Annotated in this window: 17 protein-coding genes; 2 read left to right on the top strand and 15 right to left on the bottom strand. The window is 63.7% G+C overall.

Annotated elements, in window-relative coordinates:
- Nucleotides 1–4 precede the first annotated feature (4 nt).
- The 15 genes from ACJA3S_RS06030 to ACJA3S_RS05960 form a co-directional block, all read right to left on the bottom strand.
- A complete protein-coding gene (locus tag ACJA3S_RS06030) occupies nt 5–211 on the bottom strand; it encodes a tail protein X (protein WP_406821156.1) in 207 nt (68 codons plus the stop codon).
- Nucleotides 186–1,031, bottom strand: a complete 846-nt coding sequence (locus ACJA3S_RS06025) for a phage tail protein (RefSeq protein WP_406821155.1) — start codon at nt 1,029–1,031, stop codon at nt 186–188. The genes ACJA3S_RS06030 and ACJA3S_RS06025 overlap by 26 nt, the downstream gene beginning before the upstream one ends.
- Before the next feature lie 9 nt (nt 1,032–1,040).
- On the bottom strand, nt 1,041–3,107 hold the full coding sequence (locus ACJA3S_RS06020) for a hypothetical protein (protein ID WP_406821154.1): 2,067 nt from the start codon (nt 3,105–3,107) through the stop codon (nt 1,041–1,043).
- 125 nt (nt 3,108–3,232) lie between these two features.
- On the bottom strand, nt 3,233–3,535 hold the full coding sequence (locus ACJA3S_RS06015; protein ID WP_406821153.1) for a phage tail assembly protein: 303 nt from the start codon (nt 3,533–3,535) through the stop codon (nt 3,233–3,235).
- A 10-nt stretch (nt 3,536–3,545) separates the two neighbouring features.
- Nucleotides 3,546–4,055, bottom strand: coding sequence for a phage major tail tube protein (locus ACJA3S_RS06010; protein ID WP_406821152.1), 510 nt, complete (start codon nt 4,053–4,055; stop codon nt 3,546–3,548).
- A gap of 13 nt (nt 4,056–4,068) precedes the next feature.
- Nucleotides 4,069–5,235, bottom strand: a complete 1,167-nt coding sequence (locus tag ACJA3S_RS06005; RefSeq protein WP_406821151.1) for a phage tail sheath subtilisin-like domain-containing protein — start codon at nt 5,233–5,235, stop codon at nt 4,069–4,071.
- Between the two features lie 95 nt (nt 5,236–5,330).
- The gene (locus ACJA3S_RS06000) at nt 5,331–5,771 is read right to left on the bottom strand and encodes a phage tail assembly chaperone (protein ID WP_406821150.1); all 441 of its coding nucleotides are present in this window, start codon (nt 5,769–5,771) and stop codon (nt 5,331–5,333) included.
- 3 nt (nt 5,772–5,774) lie between these two features.
- Nucleotides 5,775–7,916 carry a phage tail protein gene (locus ACJA3S_RS05995; protein ID WP_406821149.1) on the bottom strand — a complete coding sequence of 714 codons (2,142 nt, stop codon included), beginning with the start codon at nt 7,914–7,916 and terminating at the stop codon, nt 5,775–5,777.
- On the bottom strand, nt 7,909–8,517 hold the full coding sequence (locus ACJA3S_RS05990; protein ID WP_406821148.1) for a phage tail protein I: 609 nt from the start codon (nt 8,515–8,517) through the stop codon (nt 7,909–7,911). The genes ACJA3S_RS05995 and ACJA3S_RS05990 overlap by 8 nt, the downstream gene beginning before the upstream one ends.
- Before the next feature lies 1 nt (nt 8,518).
- Nucleotides 8,519–9,400, bottom strand: a complete 882-nt coding sequence (locus tag ACJA3S_RS05985) for a baseplate J/gp47 family protein (protein WP_406821147.1) — start codon at nt 9,398–9,400, stop codon at nt 8,519–8,521.
- On the bottom strand, nt 9,397–9,723 hold the full coding sequence (locus ACJA3S_RS05980) for a GPW/gp25 family protein (RefSeq protein WP_170028676.1): 327 nt from the start codon (nt 9,721–9,723) through the stop codon (nt 9,397–9,399). The genes ACJA3S_RS05985 and ACJA3S_RS05980 overlap by 4 nt, the downstream gene beginning before the upstream one ends.
- 72 nt (nt 9,724–9,795) lie before the next feature.
- Nucleotides 9,796–10,356: a phage baseplate assembly protein V gene (locus ACJA3S_RS05975; RefSeq protein WP_170028675.1), complete on the bottom strand. Its 561-nt coding sequence runs from the start codon at nt 10,354–10,356 to the stop codon at nt 9,796–9,798.
- A complete protein-coding gene (locus ACJA3S_RS05970) occupies nt 10,353–10,850 on the bottom strand; it encodes a hypothetical protein (protein ID WP_186679167.1) in 498 nt (165 codons plus the stop codon). Before ACJA3S_RS05970 ends, ACJA3S_RS05975 begins: the two co-directional genes overlap by 4 nt.
- 12 nt (nt 10,851–10,862) lie before the next feature.
- A complete protein-coding gene (locus ACJA3S_RS05965) occupies nt 10,863–11,201 on the bottom strand; it encodes a phage holin family protein (RefSeq protein WP_170028673.1) in 339 nt (112 codons plus the stop codon).
- 475 nt (nt 11,202–11,676) lie between these two features.
- Nucleotides 11,677–12,414, bottom strand: a complete 738-nt coding sequence (locus ACJA3S_RS05960; RefSeq protein ID WP_406821146.1) for a S24 family peptidase — start codon at nt 12,412–12,414, stop codon at nt 11,677–11,679.
- A gap of 149 nt (nt 12,415–12,563) precedes the next feature.
- Between ACJA3S_RS05960 and mutS the strand changes: the two genes are divergently transcribed.
- Together mutS and fdxA are read left to right on the top strand one after the other, a co-directional pair.
- Nucleotides 12,564–15,137 carry a DNA mismatch repair protein MutS gene (gene mutS, locus ACJA3S_RS05955; protein WP_406821145.1) on the top strand — a complete coding sequence of 858 codons (2,574 nt, stop codon included), beginning with the start codon at nt 12,564–12,566 and terminating at the stop codon, nt 15,135–15,137.
- Between the two features lie 140 nt (nt 15,138–15,277).
- Complete coding sequence (fdxA, locus tag ACJA3S_RS05950) at nt 15,278–15,601, top strand: ferredoxin FdxA (protein WP_406821144.1); 324 nt, start codon at nt 15,278–15,280, stop codon at nt 15,599–15,601.
- Nucleotides 15,602–15,895 lie beyond the last annotated feature (294 nt).

Here is a 15,895-nt window from a genome sequence, read left to right as displayed (position 1 = left end):
GGCGTCAGCTCCACAGCAGCACGACGTCAGCCGCTGCCAGCGCCAGTGCCGGCAAGCGGAAGGTCACGCCGCTGCGAAATGGCTGCGGCTCATCGGCCAAGCCCTGGTTGGCTTGCAACACCGCTTCGACGCTGCCATCGAGATGCCCGTAATACTGCTGGCAGAGGGTGTCGAGCAGGTCGCCCTCAGACGTTTTGCAGGTCTTGTCCATAACTGACGAACTCCAGTGAGAAACCTTGTTTGCGTGGAATGCCGCCAGCCAGCAAGGTGCCCTGCTCTTCCTCGATGCGGGTCAGGCACCAGGTGCCGAGCACTTCGCCATAGCCGGTGGTCAACGACAGCGGCAGCAGTTGGCGGCCGATGCCACGCAGGGCCTGCAGCTGGCCCAGCCCGCCCTTGAAGCCCGGGTAGATCGCGCCACGGATGGTGATGCTCTCTTCACCCTGGCTCACCGCCTGCTGGGCATTCTCGCGGCCCAGGCGCTCTTGCCCGGCCCAGCGAAAGCGCGTTTGCCGGCGCAGTTGGTCGAAGGCGGCGGTGTCGAGGTTGAAGTAATACGGCGCGCTGTTGGCCTGCAGCGGCTGCAGTACCAGCAGGTGCGGGAACGGCTTGATCGCTTGCGCCGTCGGTGTCGCGTCCGGGGCGAAGCCGAAGGTCGACAACACACCGTTGGCGACCGCGCGCACATCCCCGATCACCCGCCGCACAGCCGCGCCGGCCTTGCCCAGGTGCTCGGTGAAGGCCTCGACGCGGGCGCGCACCTTGCGCACCACATCGAGGGCCTGGTCGTACTTGGCAATCACCTTGTCGACGCGCTGCCTGGCCGAGTCGATGGCGCGCAGGGTGCGCTGCAGGCGTTTGCCGATTTGCGGGCCGATCCATGGCAGGGCTTCGAGCTCGGCGGCCGCCTCCCTGGCATGGCCGACCGCCTGGTTCATCGGGTCGAGCATGGCGTCGGCACGCCGACGCCCCGCCTCGCCCGCCTTGACCAGTGCATGCAAGCCGCCTTGCAACTGTTCCAGGTAGGTCATGGGTGCTCCTCATGGCTGTGGTTGATCGACCATCTGCACCGCACGCGCCTGACGCATCAGGTCGTCGAGCACGCGGCGAGCGATGGTTTCCAGTTGTTGCAGGGTGGTCGGGTCATCGAAGCTGTTGTGCAAGGTCACCGGCATATTGGCGGTGAAGGTGAATTGCTGGTTGATGGCGGGTGGAGCCATAGCCGGGGACGGCGGTATCGAAACCGCTGCAGACGGCGTGGGCGGGCCGACGCTTTTCGGCAATCGGGTCGCCTGCTCGGAAAAACCGGCAACTTCCTGGTTCGCCCGCGGCATAGCCGAGCTGGCGATGGATTGCCCGGCCTTGCCCGACGCGTCGCCAATGAGCTTGGCGCCCATGCCGCCCAGGTAACTGCCACCCAGGCTGCCCAGCAGGCCACCGACCGCGGCGCCGATCACGGTTCCGATACCCGGTACCACCGAGCCGATCATCGCACCGGCGGCCGCACCACCGAGCCCACCGGCCGATGAACCGGCCAGGCTGCCAACCAACTGCGCTGTCGCAGTGGCAGGCAACGGTGCAGGTGTGCTGACGCCTTTCTGCAAGCGGCTTGGTTGTTCCGGGGAAGCGGCAATATCCTGGCTCGCCGCTGGCGCATCGGAGCCGACGACGGCTGCCACGGCCTTGCCCAACGCGCCCCCGACCCATTCACCGCCGATGCCGCCCAGATAACCGCCACCCAGGCTGCCCAGCAGGCCACCGACCGCGCCACCGATCACGGTTCCGACACCCGGTACCACCGAGCCAAGCATGGCACCTGCTGCCGCGCCACCGAGCCACCCGGCCGAGGTGCCGGCCAGGTTGCCACCCAAGCCGCCGAAAACCTCGCCATAGCCTTGCAGCTTTTCCGCGGCAGTGGCGTCACTCTGGTAGATCTCGGCCACCTGCAGCGAGGTATCCAGCACGGCCGTCAGTGGCACGCGCTTGAACAGTGCTCCTGCCAATGGCAGCTGTTTGCCTGTGCCGAGCGAAGGTAGGGAAGAGACGCCCTGGGCAATGGCTTGCGCCTCCGCCAGCAAAGGCGCCTCGCTGCTTTGCGGCGCTGGCTTTTCCTCCTGGGTGATCCAGTTGAACAGCGCACCGCCGGCCTCCCCTCCCGCAGCCTCGCCCACCTGGCCGCCGAATTTGGCCCATTGCTCCTGCGCGGCCTCCTCCTGCGTTTTCTCGGCTGCCTTGCCAGCCGCCTGCTTACGGGCCGGGTCTTTTTGCGCCTTGAATTCAGCTTTGCGCTTGCTCTGACGCCTGCGCTGGCGACTCCCCCTGCTCATGCCGCTGCTCGAGGCTTTGCCCAGCGCTTTGCCTTTACCTTTGAACAGCAGCGGTGCCATGGCACCCAGCATGCGCCCGCCGATTTCACCGACGGCAGCGCCGACGCCACGTGCCCTTTCTTCGCCATCCTCGGCGGTGATGACCGCCTTGGCGACCTTGCCGAAGGTTTCGACACGGTTGTCCTGCCACTCCTTGGCCACACGCTGGCGTATCGCGCGCTGTCTTTCCGGGGGCAGTTTGCGCACGACGCCAGCGATAGCAGCCCCGCTACCGCCAGCGACCATCGCAAGGCCCCGGACAAGGTTGCCCGTGTCGTCGCCGGCATCCGCGCCGGGAGCCTGCCTGGCGGCCGGCGCAGGCACTGGCGCCTTGCCTGGTGCGGCTGCGCCTTGCCCCTGCACCACCGAGTGCCATTGTTGAAAGACATTGACCGTCATCTGCCCCGGCAGCGGCTTGAGCTGCGCCAGCCCGGCAATCACCCGGTCCAGCATCAGGTAATGCCGGCGCAAACGCTCAACGGCATCGGCTTCATCCAGCAGCCCGGCGATCGCCTGTTGCTCTTGCTGTGCCTGGTCCAGCGCCAGCTGGCGCTCGACCTGGCGTAGCTTGCCGAGCTCCAACCCCAGCCGGATCACTTCGCCGACGAGCCGGCCAAGCCGGGTGCCGTCAGCCTGCCTGCGCAGGCGTTCGACATCCCGGCGCAGCAGCTCGATGGCCTGGCCCAAGGGGTTGATGGCGGTGACGCCGAGCCCGAGCGAGAACAGCTGTGTGTTCGCCATAGGTTCCTCCTTGTCACGGGGCGAGCCACCAGACCATGTCGCTGTACGACATGGTCATGATTTCGCTCGCGGAAAAATTCAGCTCCTTGGCCAGCCGCAGGGCGGCGGCCTTTTGCCGGGCCGGGTCAAAGCTCGTCGTCCTGCACCAGGCGAAAATAACCGCTCTGCAAGCGGCTATAGTCCTTCAGGGTGAGGCCCTCGAGGTCCTTGATGCCGACTTCGGCCAGCGACGCGAACAGGTTCAGTTCGCGCTGCTCGTCATCGTCCACGCCGCCAGCCTGGGCATTGCGGATATCACGCACGGTCGGCGCCCGCAGCGACAGGCTGTCGACCTGGACGCCATTGGCTTCGCTGGGGCGTGACAGGCGCACGGTGACGCGGTCGGCGCTCAGGGTCAGCCATTGGGGCTGCTTGTTCGCGTGAGCCATGGTCACCTCCTTACAAGCCAAGCGCGGCGCGCTGGGCGGCCAGTTGGTCGACACCATCGATCACACGCTTCATGCCCAGCGCGTCGATCTCGTAGACCAGGCGGCCATCGACTTCGAGTTTGTAGTAGGTCAGGCCGACGCTGTGCTTGATCTCGGCCTTGTCACCGGACTTCCAGTCGCCCATGTCGATTTCCTTGAGCGTGCCACGCAGGGTGACCACTACCGGGTTGATCTTGCCCTTGAGGCCCTTGAAGGCACCGCGGAACGTGCCGTTGAAGCCGTTGCCGTCGGCCAGGCCGAAGAATTTCAGCGCTTCGCGGCGCACGCCGGTGGTGGTGAAGGCCGCCTCCTGCTTCTCCATGCCCAGGTCCATCTCGACCGGCATGTCCATGCCGCCAGGGCGGTGCTCTTCCATCTTCAGGGTGAGTTTGGGCAGGGTCAGGCTGGGTACATCGCCCTGGAAGCTGACGCCATCGACGAACAGGTTCAGGTTGGCCAGGGTTTCGGGAATCATTGCCATGTGGATGCGCTCCTTAAGCGGCGGAATCGAGGACTTCGGTCAGCCACTGGTTGGTGACTTCGACGCGGAAATTGGGGTTTTCGGCAGGTGGCACATCGGTGAAGCGGATGTTCCAGTACACCTTGCCCTGCTCGAGCTGGCTGGCGGTGTTCAGCTCCGGGTCGGCGAAGACCTCGAAGTTGATGATTGCGCCCTGGTTCTTCAGGTCGCGCATGAAGGCCTGCAGGCCTTCGGTGACGTCCTTGACGTAGGTGGCGGTGATGGCGCGGTCGACGGCCCACTTGTGGCCGTAGAGGATCGCGTCCATGACGATGTCCATGGTCCGTACGCGGGTGACGAACGCCCATTTCGGGTCGCTCGACAGGGTACGGTTGCCCCACAGGCGGAAGCCGTCGTCGCGGATGATGGTGGCGATGTTGGCGTTGTTCAGCAGGTTGGCGCGGCAGCTGTCATCGCCATCGAGGAACTCCACCGGGCGGGTGGTACCGGTGATGCCGACGAACTCCTTGTTCGAGGGCGAGGCCCAGAACCCGTATTCGCGGTCGGTCCAGGCGAACAGGCCGGCGACCCAGGCCGAACCGGGTGCATCGACGGTGGCTTGCTCGCCGTTATCCCAGTACTGCACGCCCGGGTCGACCAGGAAGGCGCGTTTGGCGCCGAAGTTCTTCGCGTAGTCGATGGCCGCCTGGTCGGTGCTGTTGGGGCCGTCGATGATGGCGATGCCACGCAGCTTGTCGGCCAGCGCCACCAGTGCCGTGCCCACCGCCTGGGTGGCGCTGTGGCGCGGCGCTGCCAGCAGGCGTGGCTGGGCGTTGAAACGGCTCTTGCCGTCCAGCAGCGCCTGCAGGCCGGTGCGTTTGCCGTCGGCCTGCACCGCGCCGATGATCGCGGCGGTCTGCTCCGCTGCATCGTCCAGCTTGGCCACGCCGCAGGCGACGATGACCGCCTTGGCGCGGGTGTAGATGGCGCGGCAGGCCTTGGTGATGGCAGCGTTTTCGCCGAAGGCGGCGGCGGCTTCACGCTCGCTGGTGATCAGCACCAGGTCGTTGGCCTTGGCCGTGGCGCCGGCGCCCTCGGTGAAGGTGTCGACCAGGCCGATGATCGAGGAAGAAGGCAGCGCGATGCTGCGGGCGCCGGTGTCGACGTTTGTTACGGTGACGCCGTGGAAGAATCCACTCATGTAGTTTTACTCCGGATTGGGGTACGAAAAGGCCCTGCGGGTGCAGGGCCTGAAGGGTGTTGCCAGAAAAGAAAACGCCCCGGCGGTGCGGGGCGTTATTGGGTAAACTGGACGAGCCAGTCGGGTGCCGACGGGCGACTCTGCGTAAAGGTGGGAAACGCATCAGCCTGGGGCCAATTGCGCAGGCTTTGCCGGTATTCCAGAAGCTCGGAAAATTGCTTTTCGCTCAGCGTTGTAACAACACCGATATCACGCTCGTCGCGGTGACGAGTCACAAGCCCGTCAGAAGCCAGCAGTCGCTCGTCGCGCCAACGGCGCTCGATCACCGCAAGCTCCTCAGAAGTCGGCAATGGTGGCTCAACTAGAAAAGGAATACCGTCCTCCCCCCAGGCGATAACCTTTCCTGATCGCTCCCCTTCTAGCAACTCGGTGCGCAATTCTGCCGATACCTCTACAGCATCGCTGGGAATATTCGAACTCTCATCTACCTCGTAAAAGCCACGCGTGGATTTCGACGCAAAGATCTGGATTTCCATATATCAATACCCGACAAATATAGAGGTGTAGCCCACCAAACCAGTTGGAACGATGATATTTCCTGCACTTACGGTGCGAGGGATAATATCAATACCCGTTTCGCTTGCGTTCTGACCTGTTACCCAATGGCCAGCGCTTGCCGTGTTCAATGAGTAACCGACCAGCGCTGTAGGGAAGGCTTTTGCCAATGTAATACGAGCTGAACTCTGGTTAGCTGCAATCTGCCCGTTACACCATTGAATAATAAACCCGCTTGGCAGCATCTGATATCCGTTACTTCCCCTAAGAAAGCCAAACAATGTCGTATCATGGGCTAAGGATGCGTTACCTAGTGCGAACCATTGCGTACCTACCGCGATAAATTCAGCGCTACTGTTTTGACCAATAAAGAACGAAGTTTCAGCCGTCTCCGAAATGCTTTTATAAATGACTTCAGTGCCTTGGCGATTGATTGTTGACCCTATGCTGCTCCTGATTTTCAGCATTGTACCAACCGGCATACTGGCTGCTAGAGGAAGCGTGATACTCGAAGCGGTACCACTAAGGCTAATAAACGAATTAGCCTTGCTAGATGGGATGACTTGGCCTGCGGTGAGATACGAACTCCACCCATTCAAGCCCCCCATAGCCCGTTGCACGAATTCTGTTGTAGCCAACTTCGTGGTCGCATCGAACTGATCAGGCGTGGGCGCTGCTGGGGACCCGATAAATTGCGGACTAGCCAAGGGTGCAGCGCCAATAGCTGAAAGCGCTGCAGCCGAAGTTGTCGCCGTCAGTAAACTTTTGATAACCGCCGAAACACTGTTGTTGGTGTAGGGTGTTGTCCACTCGTTCCAAGTGCCCTGATAACGGCTCCGTGTTTTGGTGGAACCATAAGTGGTTCCGGTGGCGTACGGAAATGCCACTTGGGTAATGCTGCCACCGTTGTAGCTCAAGACCAGGCAGTACCAATAGGGAACTTCCGTACCAGGGCTATGGGGGTTGGTAGCCGCCAGGATCTTGGAGTACCAACCAGGTGTGACCAGCGAGTCCCAGTCTGCGACCGCGTCGGTGCCAGTGAACAGTGGTCCTGCAGCCGACAGCGCAGCCATTACAAAGGCCGTATTCGCCAACTGGGTATCGGTGGTGCCAAGTGCTGCAGTCGGGGCCGTCGGTGTGCCAGTCAGGGCCGGACTAGCCAGGTTCGCCTTAAGCGCCAGTGCCGTGTCGACTTGGGCCTTGGTGTAGACGTCAGTCAGCCCATACCCCGCCACTGTAGTCGGGTTGGTCGCAGCGATGACGCGGCCGTAAGTATCCACGGTGACGCTGCGGTAGGTACCGCTAGCCACACCAGTGCGTCCAAACGCCATTTCATACGCCAGGGCAGTAACCCCCAGGGTAATCGGCGCATCGGTCACCAGCTGCCAGGCGCTTTCTGCGTTGACCGTGCCACGCTCGACCAGCACCAGCATGCCAGGGGTCACCTTGGCGCTGCTGTCCGCATCGGAACAACGGGTCCAGGCGCCGCCGGCCACCAGATACAGGCCATTATCCTTGGCTGCGGTCTGGTTCTTCACCAACACCCGCGCCCCGGCAGTCAGCGCCACGCCATCAACCGTCTGCAACCCCGTCAAGGCAATGTTCGCCGTAGTCGCCGCCAGCACCGAATGCTTGAAATCCTGCCTGGCCAGTTCCTCGGTAACCCACTCCCGAGTCGCCAGTACCACCGCCGGATCGATCTTCAGCTGCACATTGCTGGCACTGCTGACCACCAGGTTCATCCGCACCACCTGGGTCCGTCCCGAGCCCTGGCTCAACAGCGGCTTGTAGGTGGGCGCGCAGTTGGCCACGGCAACCATGTCGCCATCGGCATCGTAAAGCGCGATCTCGCGAATCCACTTGCCGCCGACGTCAGCCGGGATGACCTGTTCGGCAATGATGATCGCGCTGTTCTTGTCATCCACCTTCAGCTGGTTCAACGGCGCGCGGCGCCATTCGTTGATCAGGCTGGTCTGGGTGGCATTCGGGGTGGGGTCGCTGCCGTTGGCATCGCCGACACCCATCTGGGTGATTTTCCAGGCAATGCCCAAGGCATCAGCATTGGCCTGTTTCGCCGCGCCCACGTTGGTGAGGATGGCGTAGAACTGAGAAGTCTGGTCAACCATGTGCAATGTCCAAGGTATCGATTGTGTGTTCACGGCCGCCACGCCCCACCACGCCGCTGACTTCGATGTCACGGGGCGCCAGCGGGTAGATGTCCAGTTCGTCGCCGTCCTGGATCGCGCAGCCGAAATGAAGGGCGCCACGGCTTTCGAGGCTGATCACCAGCCCGGTCAGGTGGCGGCTGACCGGGCGGGCGTCGTCGATCAGCGCAGACAGCTCCTGGTAGGTGCCTTCGCTGATGCCGGAATCGGAAACGCCGATCTTCAGCGCAAAGGTGCCCGCCGGGGCCGGCGGTGTGGTCTGCCACCATTCCTCTACCTCGATCAGGTAGCCGAACGGCTCCACTACCCGCCGCAGTGCACCCAAGGTGCCTTTGTGGGCATGGACGAAGAACGCCGAGCGGATCACCGAGCGTTTGATTTCATCGCTCCAGCTGTCCTCCCAACGGTCCACCGACCAGGCCCAGGCCAGTTGGTACAGAAGGTGCGCCGGGCAGCTATCGGGGTTGTAGAGTTGGCGCAGGCTGACCTTGAGGTCCTCGTCGGCAGCCACTTCGATGGCCCGCTCCAGCGCAGTGCGGTTGAGCGGCAACAGGCTGTGCATGTCAGTTCCCCCGCTTCAGGGTGAAGCCGCTGCACCAGGCCGCCTGCGCCTTGCTCGGGCGGATGTCGGCCCAGCCATTCAACTCGACCCGGCTGACCCCATCGATGTGCAGTTGCGCATCGATGCCAGAGCGTGCCACTTCCACCCCCAGGCGTCGGCGCGGGTTGATCCAGGCCTGCAGGCGGCGTTGGCACTCGGCGAGAATCGCTTCGTACTCGGGGCCGCTGTCGGCCAGGTACAGCACGGCATCGATGCGGTATGGCAGTACTTCGGCGCTGCGTACGTTGACCCGGTCGGCAACCGGGCGGATATCGTCGTCGTTGAGGTAAGCCGCTACCTGCGCCAGCAGCTCGGCACTGGCTTCGCCGTTACCCTCCAGGCTCAGCACGGTGACATCCACCACGGCCGGCGACGGGCTTTCGGCGGTGGCGTCAGCCACCTGGCCCGAAGCGTTGCGGGCATGCAGGATGTAGCTGTTGCGCGGGCCGGCCGTGGTCAGGCCTTCATAAACCAGTTGCACCCGCTCACGCAGGGCATCGTCCGCCTCCAGCAGCGCCTCGACCGGCGGGACGCTGGCCAGGTCCTCGGCCTGGATCACCAGGCGCTGCAGGCCGACATTGGCCGCCAGCTGGTCAAGGTCGCTGCCCTGGGCATAGGCCAGCAGCAGTGCCTTGGCGGCATCGTTGATGCGCGCCCGGTTGAGCAGCTTGCGGTAGGCGCCGACCTCGAGCAGCTTGGTGACCGGGTCGCTTTCCAGGCTGGCGGTCCAGGCGTCGCCCAGGTAATCCCGGAAGGTGTCCAGATCGGCCTGGTAGAGCGCTTCGTAGTCCAGGTCCTCCAGCAGCTGCGGGGTGGGCAGTTTCGACAGGTCGACCTGGCTCATACGTTCACCTCCAGCAGCGCTTCGTCGCCCAGGTAGCGGCCGCTGAGCGCCAGGCTGACCTGGCCGTCGAGCACGGCGACCACCCGGACCCGCTGCAGCTGCAGGCGCGGCTCCCAGCGGCCCAGCGCGCGCGCCACTTCGGCCTGCACGGCGCTCTTCCAGCCCTCGTTGACCGGCAGGTCGACGAAACGCCGCAGCTGGCTGCCGTATTCCGGGCGCATGCGCCGGCTGCCCAGCGGTGTGCCGAGGATGTCTTCGATGGACTGGCGCAGATGATCGATGCCGGCCAGTGGCTGGCCGGTGCGGCGGTCCATGCCGATCATGGTGCACCGCCCTGTTCATGGGTATGCATGGCATTCTCCTGGTATGAAAAAGCCCGCATGGGCGGGCTTGGTTCAGTGTTTGTGGTTGGCCGTGTTGCCGGCGGTGTCGATGATCCGCCCGCCGCCGTTGATATCGCCGCTGACCTGCAGCGGGCCATCGACCGTGACGTTGCCGGAAAGGTTGATCGCGGCGGCCTGCAGGCTGATCGCACCGTCACTGACCTGCAGCGTGGCGGCGCCGACCTTGATGGTCGCGCTGCCAGCCGGTAGCTGGATGTCGTAGTGGCTGGCCTGCCAGTCGTAGCTGAGCGAACCGCCGTCGGCGAAACGCCAGACCTCGGTGTGCCCGCGGTTGTCCGCTGCGCCACCGGCATTGCCATACAGGCCGGGCAGGAAGGTGCCCTGGGCCGGCTCGCCACTGGGGCTGAGCAGCACGCCCTGCTCGCCCAGGCTGGGTGCCCGCCAGTGCCTGGCCTGGCCGGCCGCCTGGGCGTGCCAGCGCAGCCAGGCGCTGGTCCAGCCGCTGCCGTCGGACACCCGGACCCGCGCCGCGGCAAGGTCCAGGGCGACCACCCGGCAGGGAATCACCATGCACGCCAGCATGCGGTCATGCATGGCGCTGACGTAGCTCATGAGAGATCCTCCGGGGCCACATAGTGCGCTTCGTTACCCAGGCCGATATCGGGTGCGAAGCCCAATGCCAGGCTCCCGGGCGGCTGGTCCGGCCAGTTCCAGCGCGGCTCGCCGAGCAGCACCGGCTGGTCCCAGCGCACGGTCCAGGCGTTGCCCTGGAACTGCGCCTGCAGGTTGCGGCTGGCTTCGACGAAATCCAGTGCCCAATGCTGCTGGCGCAGCAGGTCCATCAGTTGCGCGGCCAGCAGGCTGCCCTGCAGCCGCGCTTCTGGGTTGGCGCTGTCGGCGGTGATATCCGCCTCGAACGTGGCAATCAACACCGAGCGGCCGTCCCGCGGGGCCGCATCCGCCGTCATGCGGACGATGCCGTGGCGCAGCGAAGGCCGTTCGGGGACATTTCCTACTGCGGTATAGGCATCTACCGATGCCAACTCCGGCATTGCCTCACGGATGGTTGCCGTCACTGCGCCATGTAAAGTGGCCAGTTCGCTCATGCGTATTCCTCCTTAACGCTCGTCACGCTGTGTGCTGTCGCGCAGGCCCAGACGCCGGGTTGCCCAGCGTTCATAAAGACGCATGGCAACATCGGCGCCGCCTACCGCTGTCATGCAACCCAATGCACTGGCCGCCCAGATCGACAGGCCGCCGGCATACAACAGCATCACCGTCGACACCCCGCAGGCCATGCAGGCCCCGGAGCGCAACAACAGCCGTCGCAGCAGCGACCAACCCGTGGCGCCGGCCTTGTCGGCCCGCCACATTTCGCCGCTCAGACCGCCCAGCAATGCCAGGACGATTACCAGCCAGAGCGGCATCTCGAGTAACGCCTGTTGCTCGTTCGTCACTGTCCTGTCTCCTGTGTAATGCCTGTTGGCGCAGGCCAACAGGTCGGTTATGGATGCTTTGCCTTGAACACCTCGGCATTCCAAAAAGCCCGGCTCGCCAGGCTTTTCAGTAATGCGTTGGCGAACCGCCGGCCACGACTGGTGACGCCGCGCGGTTCCGCTGCTGATTGATGACTCCGACCGCGGCCACCTGCCCGCCGGATAACTGATCGTGGTGCTTTACGCTGCACACCCGGGCCAGTTGCCAACCCTCTGGACAGTTGAGGCCTGTCCATCGCTGCCTGTGTAACAACCGGTTTACATCCGGCTTGAGACACAGGCTATGCATTTGTGCATATGCAGTCAATGCATTTCTGAAAATTTCTATGCGGAGGTTTTTGCTGAAATGCATGCAAGCCATGCACGTCCTGGCTTGTAGGACTTTTCCAAAGGCGAAAAAAAACCCGCCGAAGCGGGTTTTGGTAAAGCGGGGTTGTCAGCGAGCGTACATGCCCCACCAGAATACATGCCCGAGCAAGCTGATCTGCTCGTCCTGCATCTGCTGGAAGCTGTAGTCCTCGTCCGGGTGTTCGTCGCGGTTGAAACTGCGCAGGCGGATACCGGTAGGCAGGCGATAGACCTGCTTCACCCGCAACTGGCCGTTGTGATTGATGGCATAGAGGTCGCCATCGATGATGTCGCCGATCGAGCACTTGCCGGTATTCACCCCGACCGTCGCACCGTCACGCAGCACCGGCAACATGCTGTTGCCGCGCACGGTCACGCACTTGGCCTGGTCGAACTGCACGCCATTGTGGCGCAGGCTGCGCTTGCCGAAGCGCAGGCGCGCGTGCTCGCTTTCTTCAATGACGAATCTTCCTGATCCTGCTGCCAATTCGACCTCGCGAAGGAAAGGTACCGACACCTCGTCATCCTCGACGGGGGTTTCATCGTCCCACAGGCTGATGTCGCTGAGGTCGGCATGGCCGTGAGCCGGCAGCGCGGCCTCGCGAGACTCGCCAAGCGCGGCGCGGCCACGCAATTGCTCGGTGCTCACGCCGAAATACTCGGCGATCTTCGACACATGCTTGTCGGAGGGGTCGACGATCTTGCCGCCGAGAATCCGCGACAAGGTGGATTGAGGAACACCCGTGCGCCGGTACAGCTCCGTCGGGGACAGGCCGTGGCGGTCGAGCAGTTCTCTGAGTACGGAGGCTACGTTGCGTTTTTGCATAGCATGCATAATGCAGGCATGCGCGAGGAAATGCAATGCACACCGCAGCGTGATCAGACCTGCAGCGCCGCGCCTGCATCTGCGCGAAAAAGCCTGTACCATTGCCGGTTTCACCAACGCCAACCAGATCACCCGCTGTAAGGCCCTGAATGTCCGATCTTTCCGCACACACCCCGATGATGCAGCAGTACTGGAAGCTGAAGAACCAGCACCCGGACCAGCTGATGTTCTACCGTATGGGCGACTTCTACGAAATCTTCTACGAAGACGCGAAAAAGGCCGCGAAACTGCTGGACATCACCCTGACCGCGCGCGGTCAGTCGGCCGGCCAGTCGATTCCCATGTGCGGGATTCCGTTCCATTCGCTGGAGGGCTACCTGGCCAAGCTGGTCAAGCTCGGCGAATCGGTGGTGATCTGCGAGCAGATTGGCGACCCGGCCACCAGCAAGGGCCCGGTGGAGCGCCAGGTGGTGCGTATCATCACCCCCGGTACGGTCAGCGACGAGGCCCTGCTCGACGAGCGCCGCGACAACCTGATCGCCGCGCTGCTGGGCGACGAACGCCTGTTCGGCCTGGCAGTGCTGGACATCACCAGCGGCAACTTCAGCGTGCAGGAGATCAAGGGCTGGGAAAACCTGCTGGCCGAACTCGAGCGCCTCAACCCGGTCGAGCTGCTGATCCCTGACGACTGGCCGCGCGACCTGCCGGCGGAAAAGCGCCCAGGTGCCCGTCGCCGTGCACCGTGGGACTTCGACCGCGACTCGGCGCGCAAGGCCCTGTGCCAGCAGTTCGCGACCAAGGACCTCAAGGGCTTTGGCTGCGACAAGCTGACCCTGGCCATCGGCGCCGCCGGCTGTCTGTTGATCTACGCCAAGGAAACCCAGCGCACTGCCCTGCCACACCTGCGCAGCCTGCGCCACGAACGGCTGGACGACACGGTCATCCTCGACGGCGCCAGCCGCCGCAACCTGGAGCTGGACATCAACCTCGCCGGCGGGCGTGACAACACCCTGCAGTCGGTCATCGACCGCTGCCAGACCGCCATGGCCAGCCGCCTGCTGAGCCGCTGGCTGAACCGCCCGTTGCGCGACCTCAAGGTGCTGCAGGCGCGCCAGGACTCGATCCGCTGCCTGCTCGACGGCTACCGCTTCGAGAAGCTGCAGCCGCAACTCAAGGAAATTGGCGATATCGAGCGGATCCTCGCCCGTATCGGCCTGCGCAACGCCCGCCCACGCGACCTGGCACGCCTGCGCGATGCGCTGGGTGCACTGCCCGAGCTGCAAAACGCCATGGCCGAGCTGGAGGCGCCGCACCTGGCGCGCCTGGCCGCCATTACCGGTACCTACCCGGAGCTGGCCAGCCTGCTGGAGCGGGCGATCATCGACAACCCGCCGGCGGTGATCCGCGACGGCGGCGTGCTCAAGCCCGGCTATGACAACGAGCTGGACGAGTTGCTGGCGATCAGCGAGAACGCCGGCCAGTTCCTGATCGACCTGGAAGCCCGGGAAAAGGCCCGCACCGGCCTGGCCAACCTCAAGGTCGGCTACAACCGCGTGCATGGCTATTTCATCGAGCTGCCGACCAAACAGGCGGAGCAGGCGCCAGGCGACTATATCCGCCGGCAGACCCTCAAGGGTGCCGAGCGCTTCATCACCCCGGAGCTGAAGGCGTTCGAGGACAAGGCGCTGTCGGCCAAAAGCCGCGCGCTGGCCCGCGAGAAGATGCTCTACGACAGCTTGCTGGAAACCCTGATCAGCCACCTGGCGCCGCTGCAGGACAGCGCCGCCGCACTGGCTGAACTGGACGTGCTCAGCAACCTGGCCGAACGTGCGCTGAACCTCGACCTGAATTGCCCGCGCTTCGTCGACGAGCCGTGCCTGCGCATCGAGCAAGGCCGCCACCCGGTGGTGGAACAGGTACTGACCACGCCGTTCGTGGCCAACGACCTGGGCCTGGACGACAACACGCGCATGCTGATCATCACCGGCCCGAACATGGGCGGTAAGTCCACCTACATGCGCCAGACCGCCCTGATCGTGCTGCTGGCGCATATTGGCAGCTTCGTGCCGGCAGCCAGTTGCGAACTGTCGCTGGTCGACCGCATCTTCACCCGTATCGGCTCCAGCGACGACTTGGCCGGCGGGCGCTCGACCTTCATGGTCGAAATGAGCGAAACCGCCAACATCCTGCACAACGCTACCGACCGCAGCCTGGTGCTGATGGACGAAGTGGGCCGCGGCACCAGTACCTTCGACGGCCTGTCGCTGGCCTGGGCTGCCGCCGAGCGGCTGGCCCAGCTGCGCGCCTACACGCTGTTCGCCACGCACTACTTCGAGCTCACCGTGCTGCCCGAAAGCGAGCCGCTGGTGGCCAACGTGCACCTGAACGCCACCGAGCACAATGAACGCATCGTGTTCCTGCACCATGTGCTGCCCGGCCCGGCCAGCCAAAGCTACGGCCTGGCCGTGGCCCAGCTGGCAGGCGTACCGACGGCCGTCATCCAGCGGGCCCGCGAACACCTGGCACGCCTGGAAACCACCAGCCTGCCGCATGAACAACCGCCGGCCCACAAGGCCAAGGATGTGCCACAGGTACCGCACCAGAGCGACCTGTTCGCCAGCCTGCCACACCCGGCCATCGAGAAGCTGGGCAAGCTGCAACTGGACGACATGACCCCGCGTCAAGCTATCGAAACGCTATATCAACTAAAGAACCTGTTATAACGGCGCCCACTACAAGCTGGTAGAATCCGCCGCGGTTTGCTGGTGCTGCAGGTTATTAGCCTGGCCTGCAGCCACATGCCTGTAAACCGCGCGGCCCTGAGAGGAAGGGCCGCCGCCGTCGCCTGAGGAGAGAACTAGAAATGACCTTCGTCGTCACCGACAACTGCATCAAATGCAAATACACCGACTGCGTGGAAGTCTGTCCGGTGGACTGCTTCTACGAAGGCCCGAACTTCCTGGTCATTCACCCGGACGAGTGCATCGACTGCGCCCTGTGCGAACCGGAATGCCCGGCACAAGCCATTTTCTCGGAAGACGAAGTGCCAGCGGGCATGGAAAACTTCATCGAGCTGAACGCCGAACTGGCGGAAATCTGGCCGAACATCACCGAGCGTAAGGACGCTCTGCCAGACGCTGAAGAGTGGGATGGCAAGCCCGGCAAGATCGAACACCTCGAGCGCTGATGGCGCCGATACGAAAAAGGCCCCTCGGGGCCTTTTTTGCTTTTCCGCAGGCAAAAAAAAGGGGCGGTTTGACCCGCCCACATTTTTTTCCGTAGTCCCTGCTTGTCCCTGACATCATCCTGATGAAATCGCTTCTTGCGATGTCCTTGGCCTTCATCCTGAAAGCCTGTGCATGTCCCTGTGCACAGTTCGAATACTAGCGGCTTGAGCCGGGCCGGCAACTGCGAAATCTCACAGAGTGTTGCCAAGGACACAATTCCTAACGCCCAAATAAATCAGCAGTTTCAATGAGTT

This window comes from Pseudomonas sp. KnCO4 (assembly GCF_045344305.1).
Lineage (GTDB): Bacteria > Pseudomonadota > Gammaproteobacteria > Pseudomonadales > Pseudomonadaceae > Aquipseudomonas > Aquipseudomonas anuradhapurensis.
The sequence above is the reverse complement of the archived record's forward strand: the minus strand, read 5'-3'. Positions and strand labels throughout refer to the sequence as shown.

Coding starts and splice junctions, on each gene's coding strand:
- ACJA3S_RS06030 (WP_406821156.1), bottom strand. CDS start 211: ATGGACAAGACCTGCAAAACGTCTGAGGGCGACCTGCTCGACACCCTC.
- ACJA3S_RS06025 (WP_406821155.1), bottom strand. CDS start 1,031: ATGACCTACCTGGAACAGTTGCAAGGCGGCTTGCATGCACTGGTCAAG.
- ACJA3S_RS06020 (WP_406821154.1), bottom strand. CDS start 3,107: ATGGCGAACACACAGCTGTTCTCGCTCGGGCTCGGCGTCACCGCCATC.
- ACJA3S_RS06015 (WP_406821153.1), bottom strand. CDS start 3,535: ATGGCTCACGCGAACAAGCAGCCCCAATGGCTGACCCTGAGCGCCGAC.
- ACJA3S_RS06010 (WP_406821152.1), bottom strand. CDS start 4,055: ATGGCAATGATTCCCGAAACCCTGGCCAACCTGAACCTGTTCGTCGAT.
- ACJA3S_RS06005 (WP_406821151.1), bottom strand. CDS start 5,235: ATGAGTGGATTCTTCCACGGCGTCACCGTAACAAACGTCGACACCGGC.
- ACJA3S_RS06000 (WP_406821150.1), bottom strand. CDS start 5,771: ATGGAAATCCAGATCTTTGCGTCGAAATCCACGCGTGGCTTTTACGAG.
- ACJA3S_RS05995 (WP_406821149.1), bottom strand. CDS start 7,916: ATGGTTGACCAGACTTCTCAGTTCTACGCCATCCTCACCAACGTGGGC.
- ACJA3S_RS05990 (WP_406821148.1), bottom strand. CDS start 8,517: ATGCACAGCCTGTTGCCGCTCAACCGCACTGCGCTGGAGCGGGCCATC.
- ACJA3S_RS05985 (WP_406821147.1), bottom strand. CDS start 9,400: ATGAGCCAGGTCGACCTGTCGAAACTGCCCACCCCGCAGCTGCTGGAG.
- ACJA3S_RS05980 (WP_170028676.1), bottom strand. CDS start 9,723: ATGATCGGCATGGACCGCCGCACCGGCCAGCCACTGGCCGGCATCGAT.
- ACJA3S_RS05975 (WP_170028675.1), bottom strand. CDS start 10,356: ATGAGCTACGTCAGCGCCATGCATGACCGCATGCTGGCGTGCATGGTG.
- ACJA3S_RS05970 (WP_186679167.1), bottom strand. CDS start 10,850: ATGAGCGAACTGGCCACTTTACATGGCGCAGTGACGGCAACCATCCGT.
- ACJA3S_RS05960 (WP_406821146.1), bottom strand. CDS start 12,414: ATGCAAAAACGCAACGTAGCCTCCGTACTCAGAGAACTGCTCGACCGC.
- mutS (WP_406821145.1), top strand. CDS start 12,564: ATGTCCGATCTTTCCGCACACACCCCGATGATGCAGCAGTACTGGAAG.
- fdxA (WP_406821144.1), top strand. CDS start 15,278: ATGACCTTCGTCGTCACCGACAACTGCATCAAATGCAAATACACCGAC.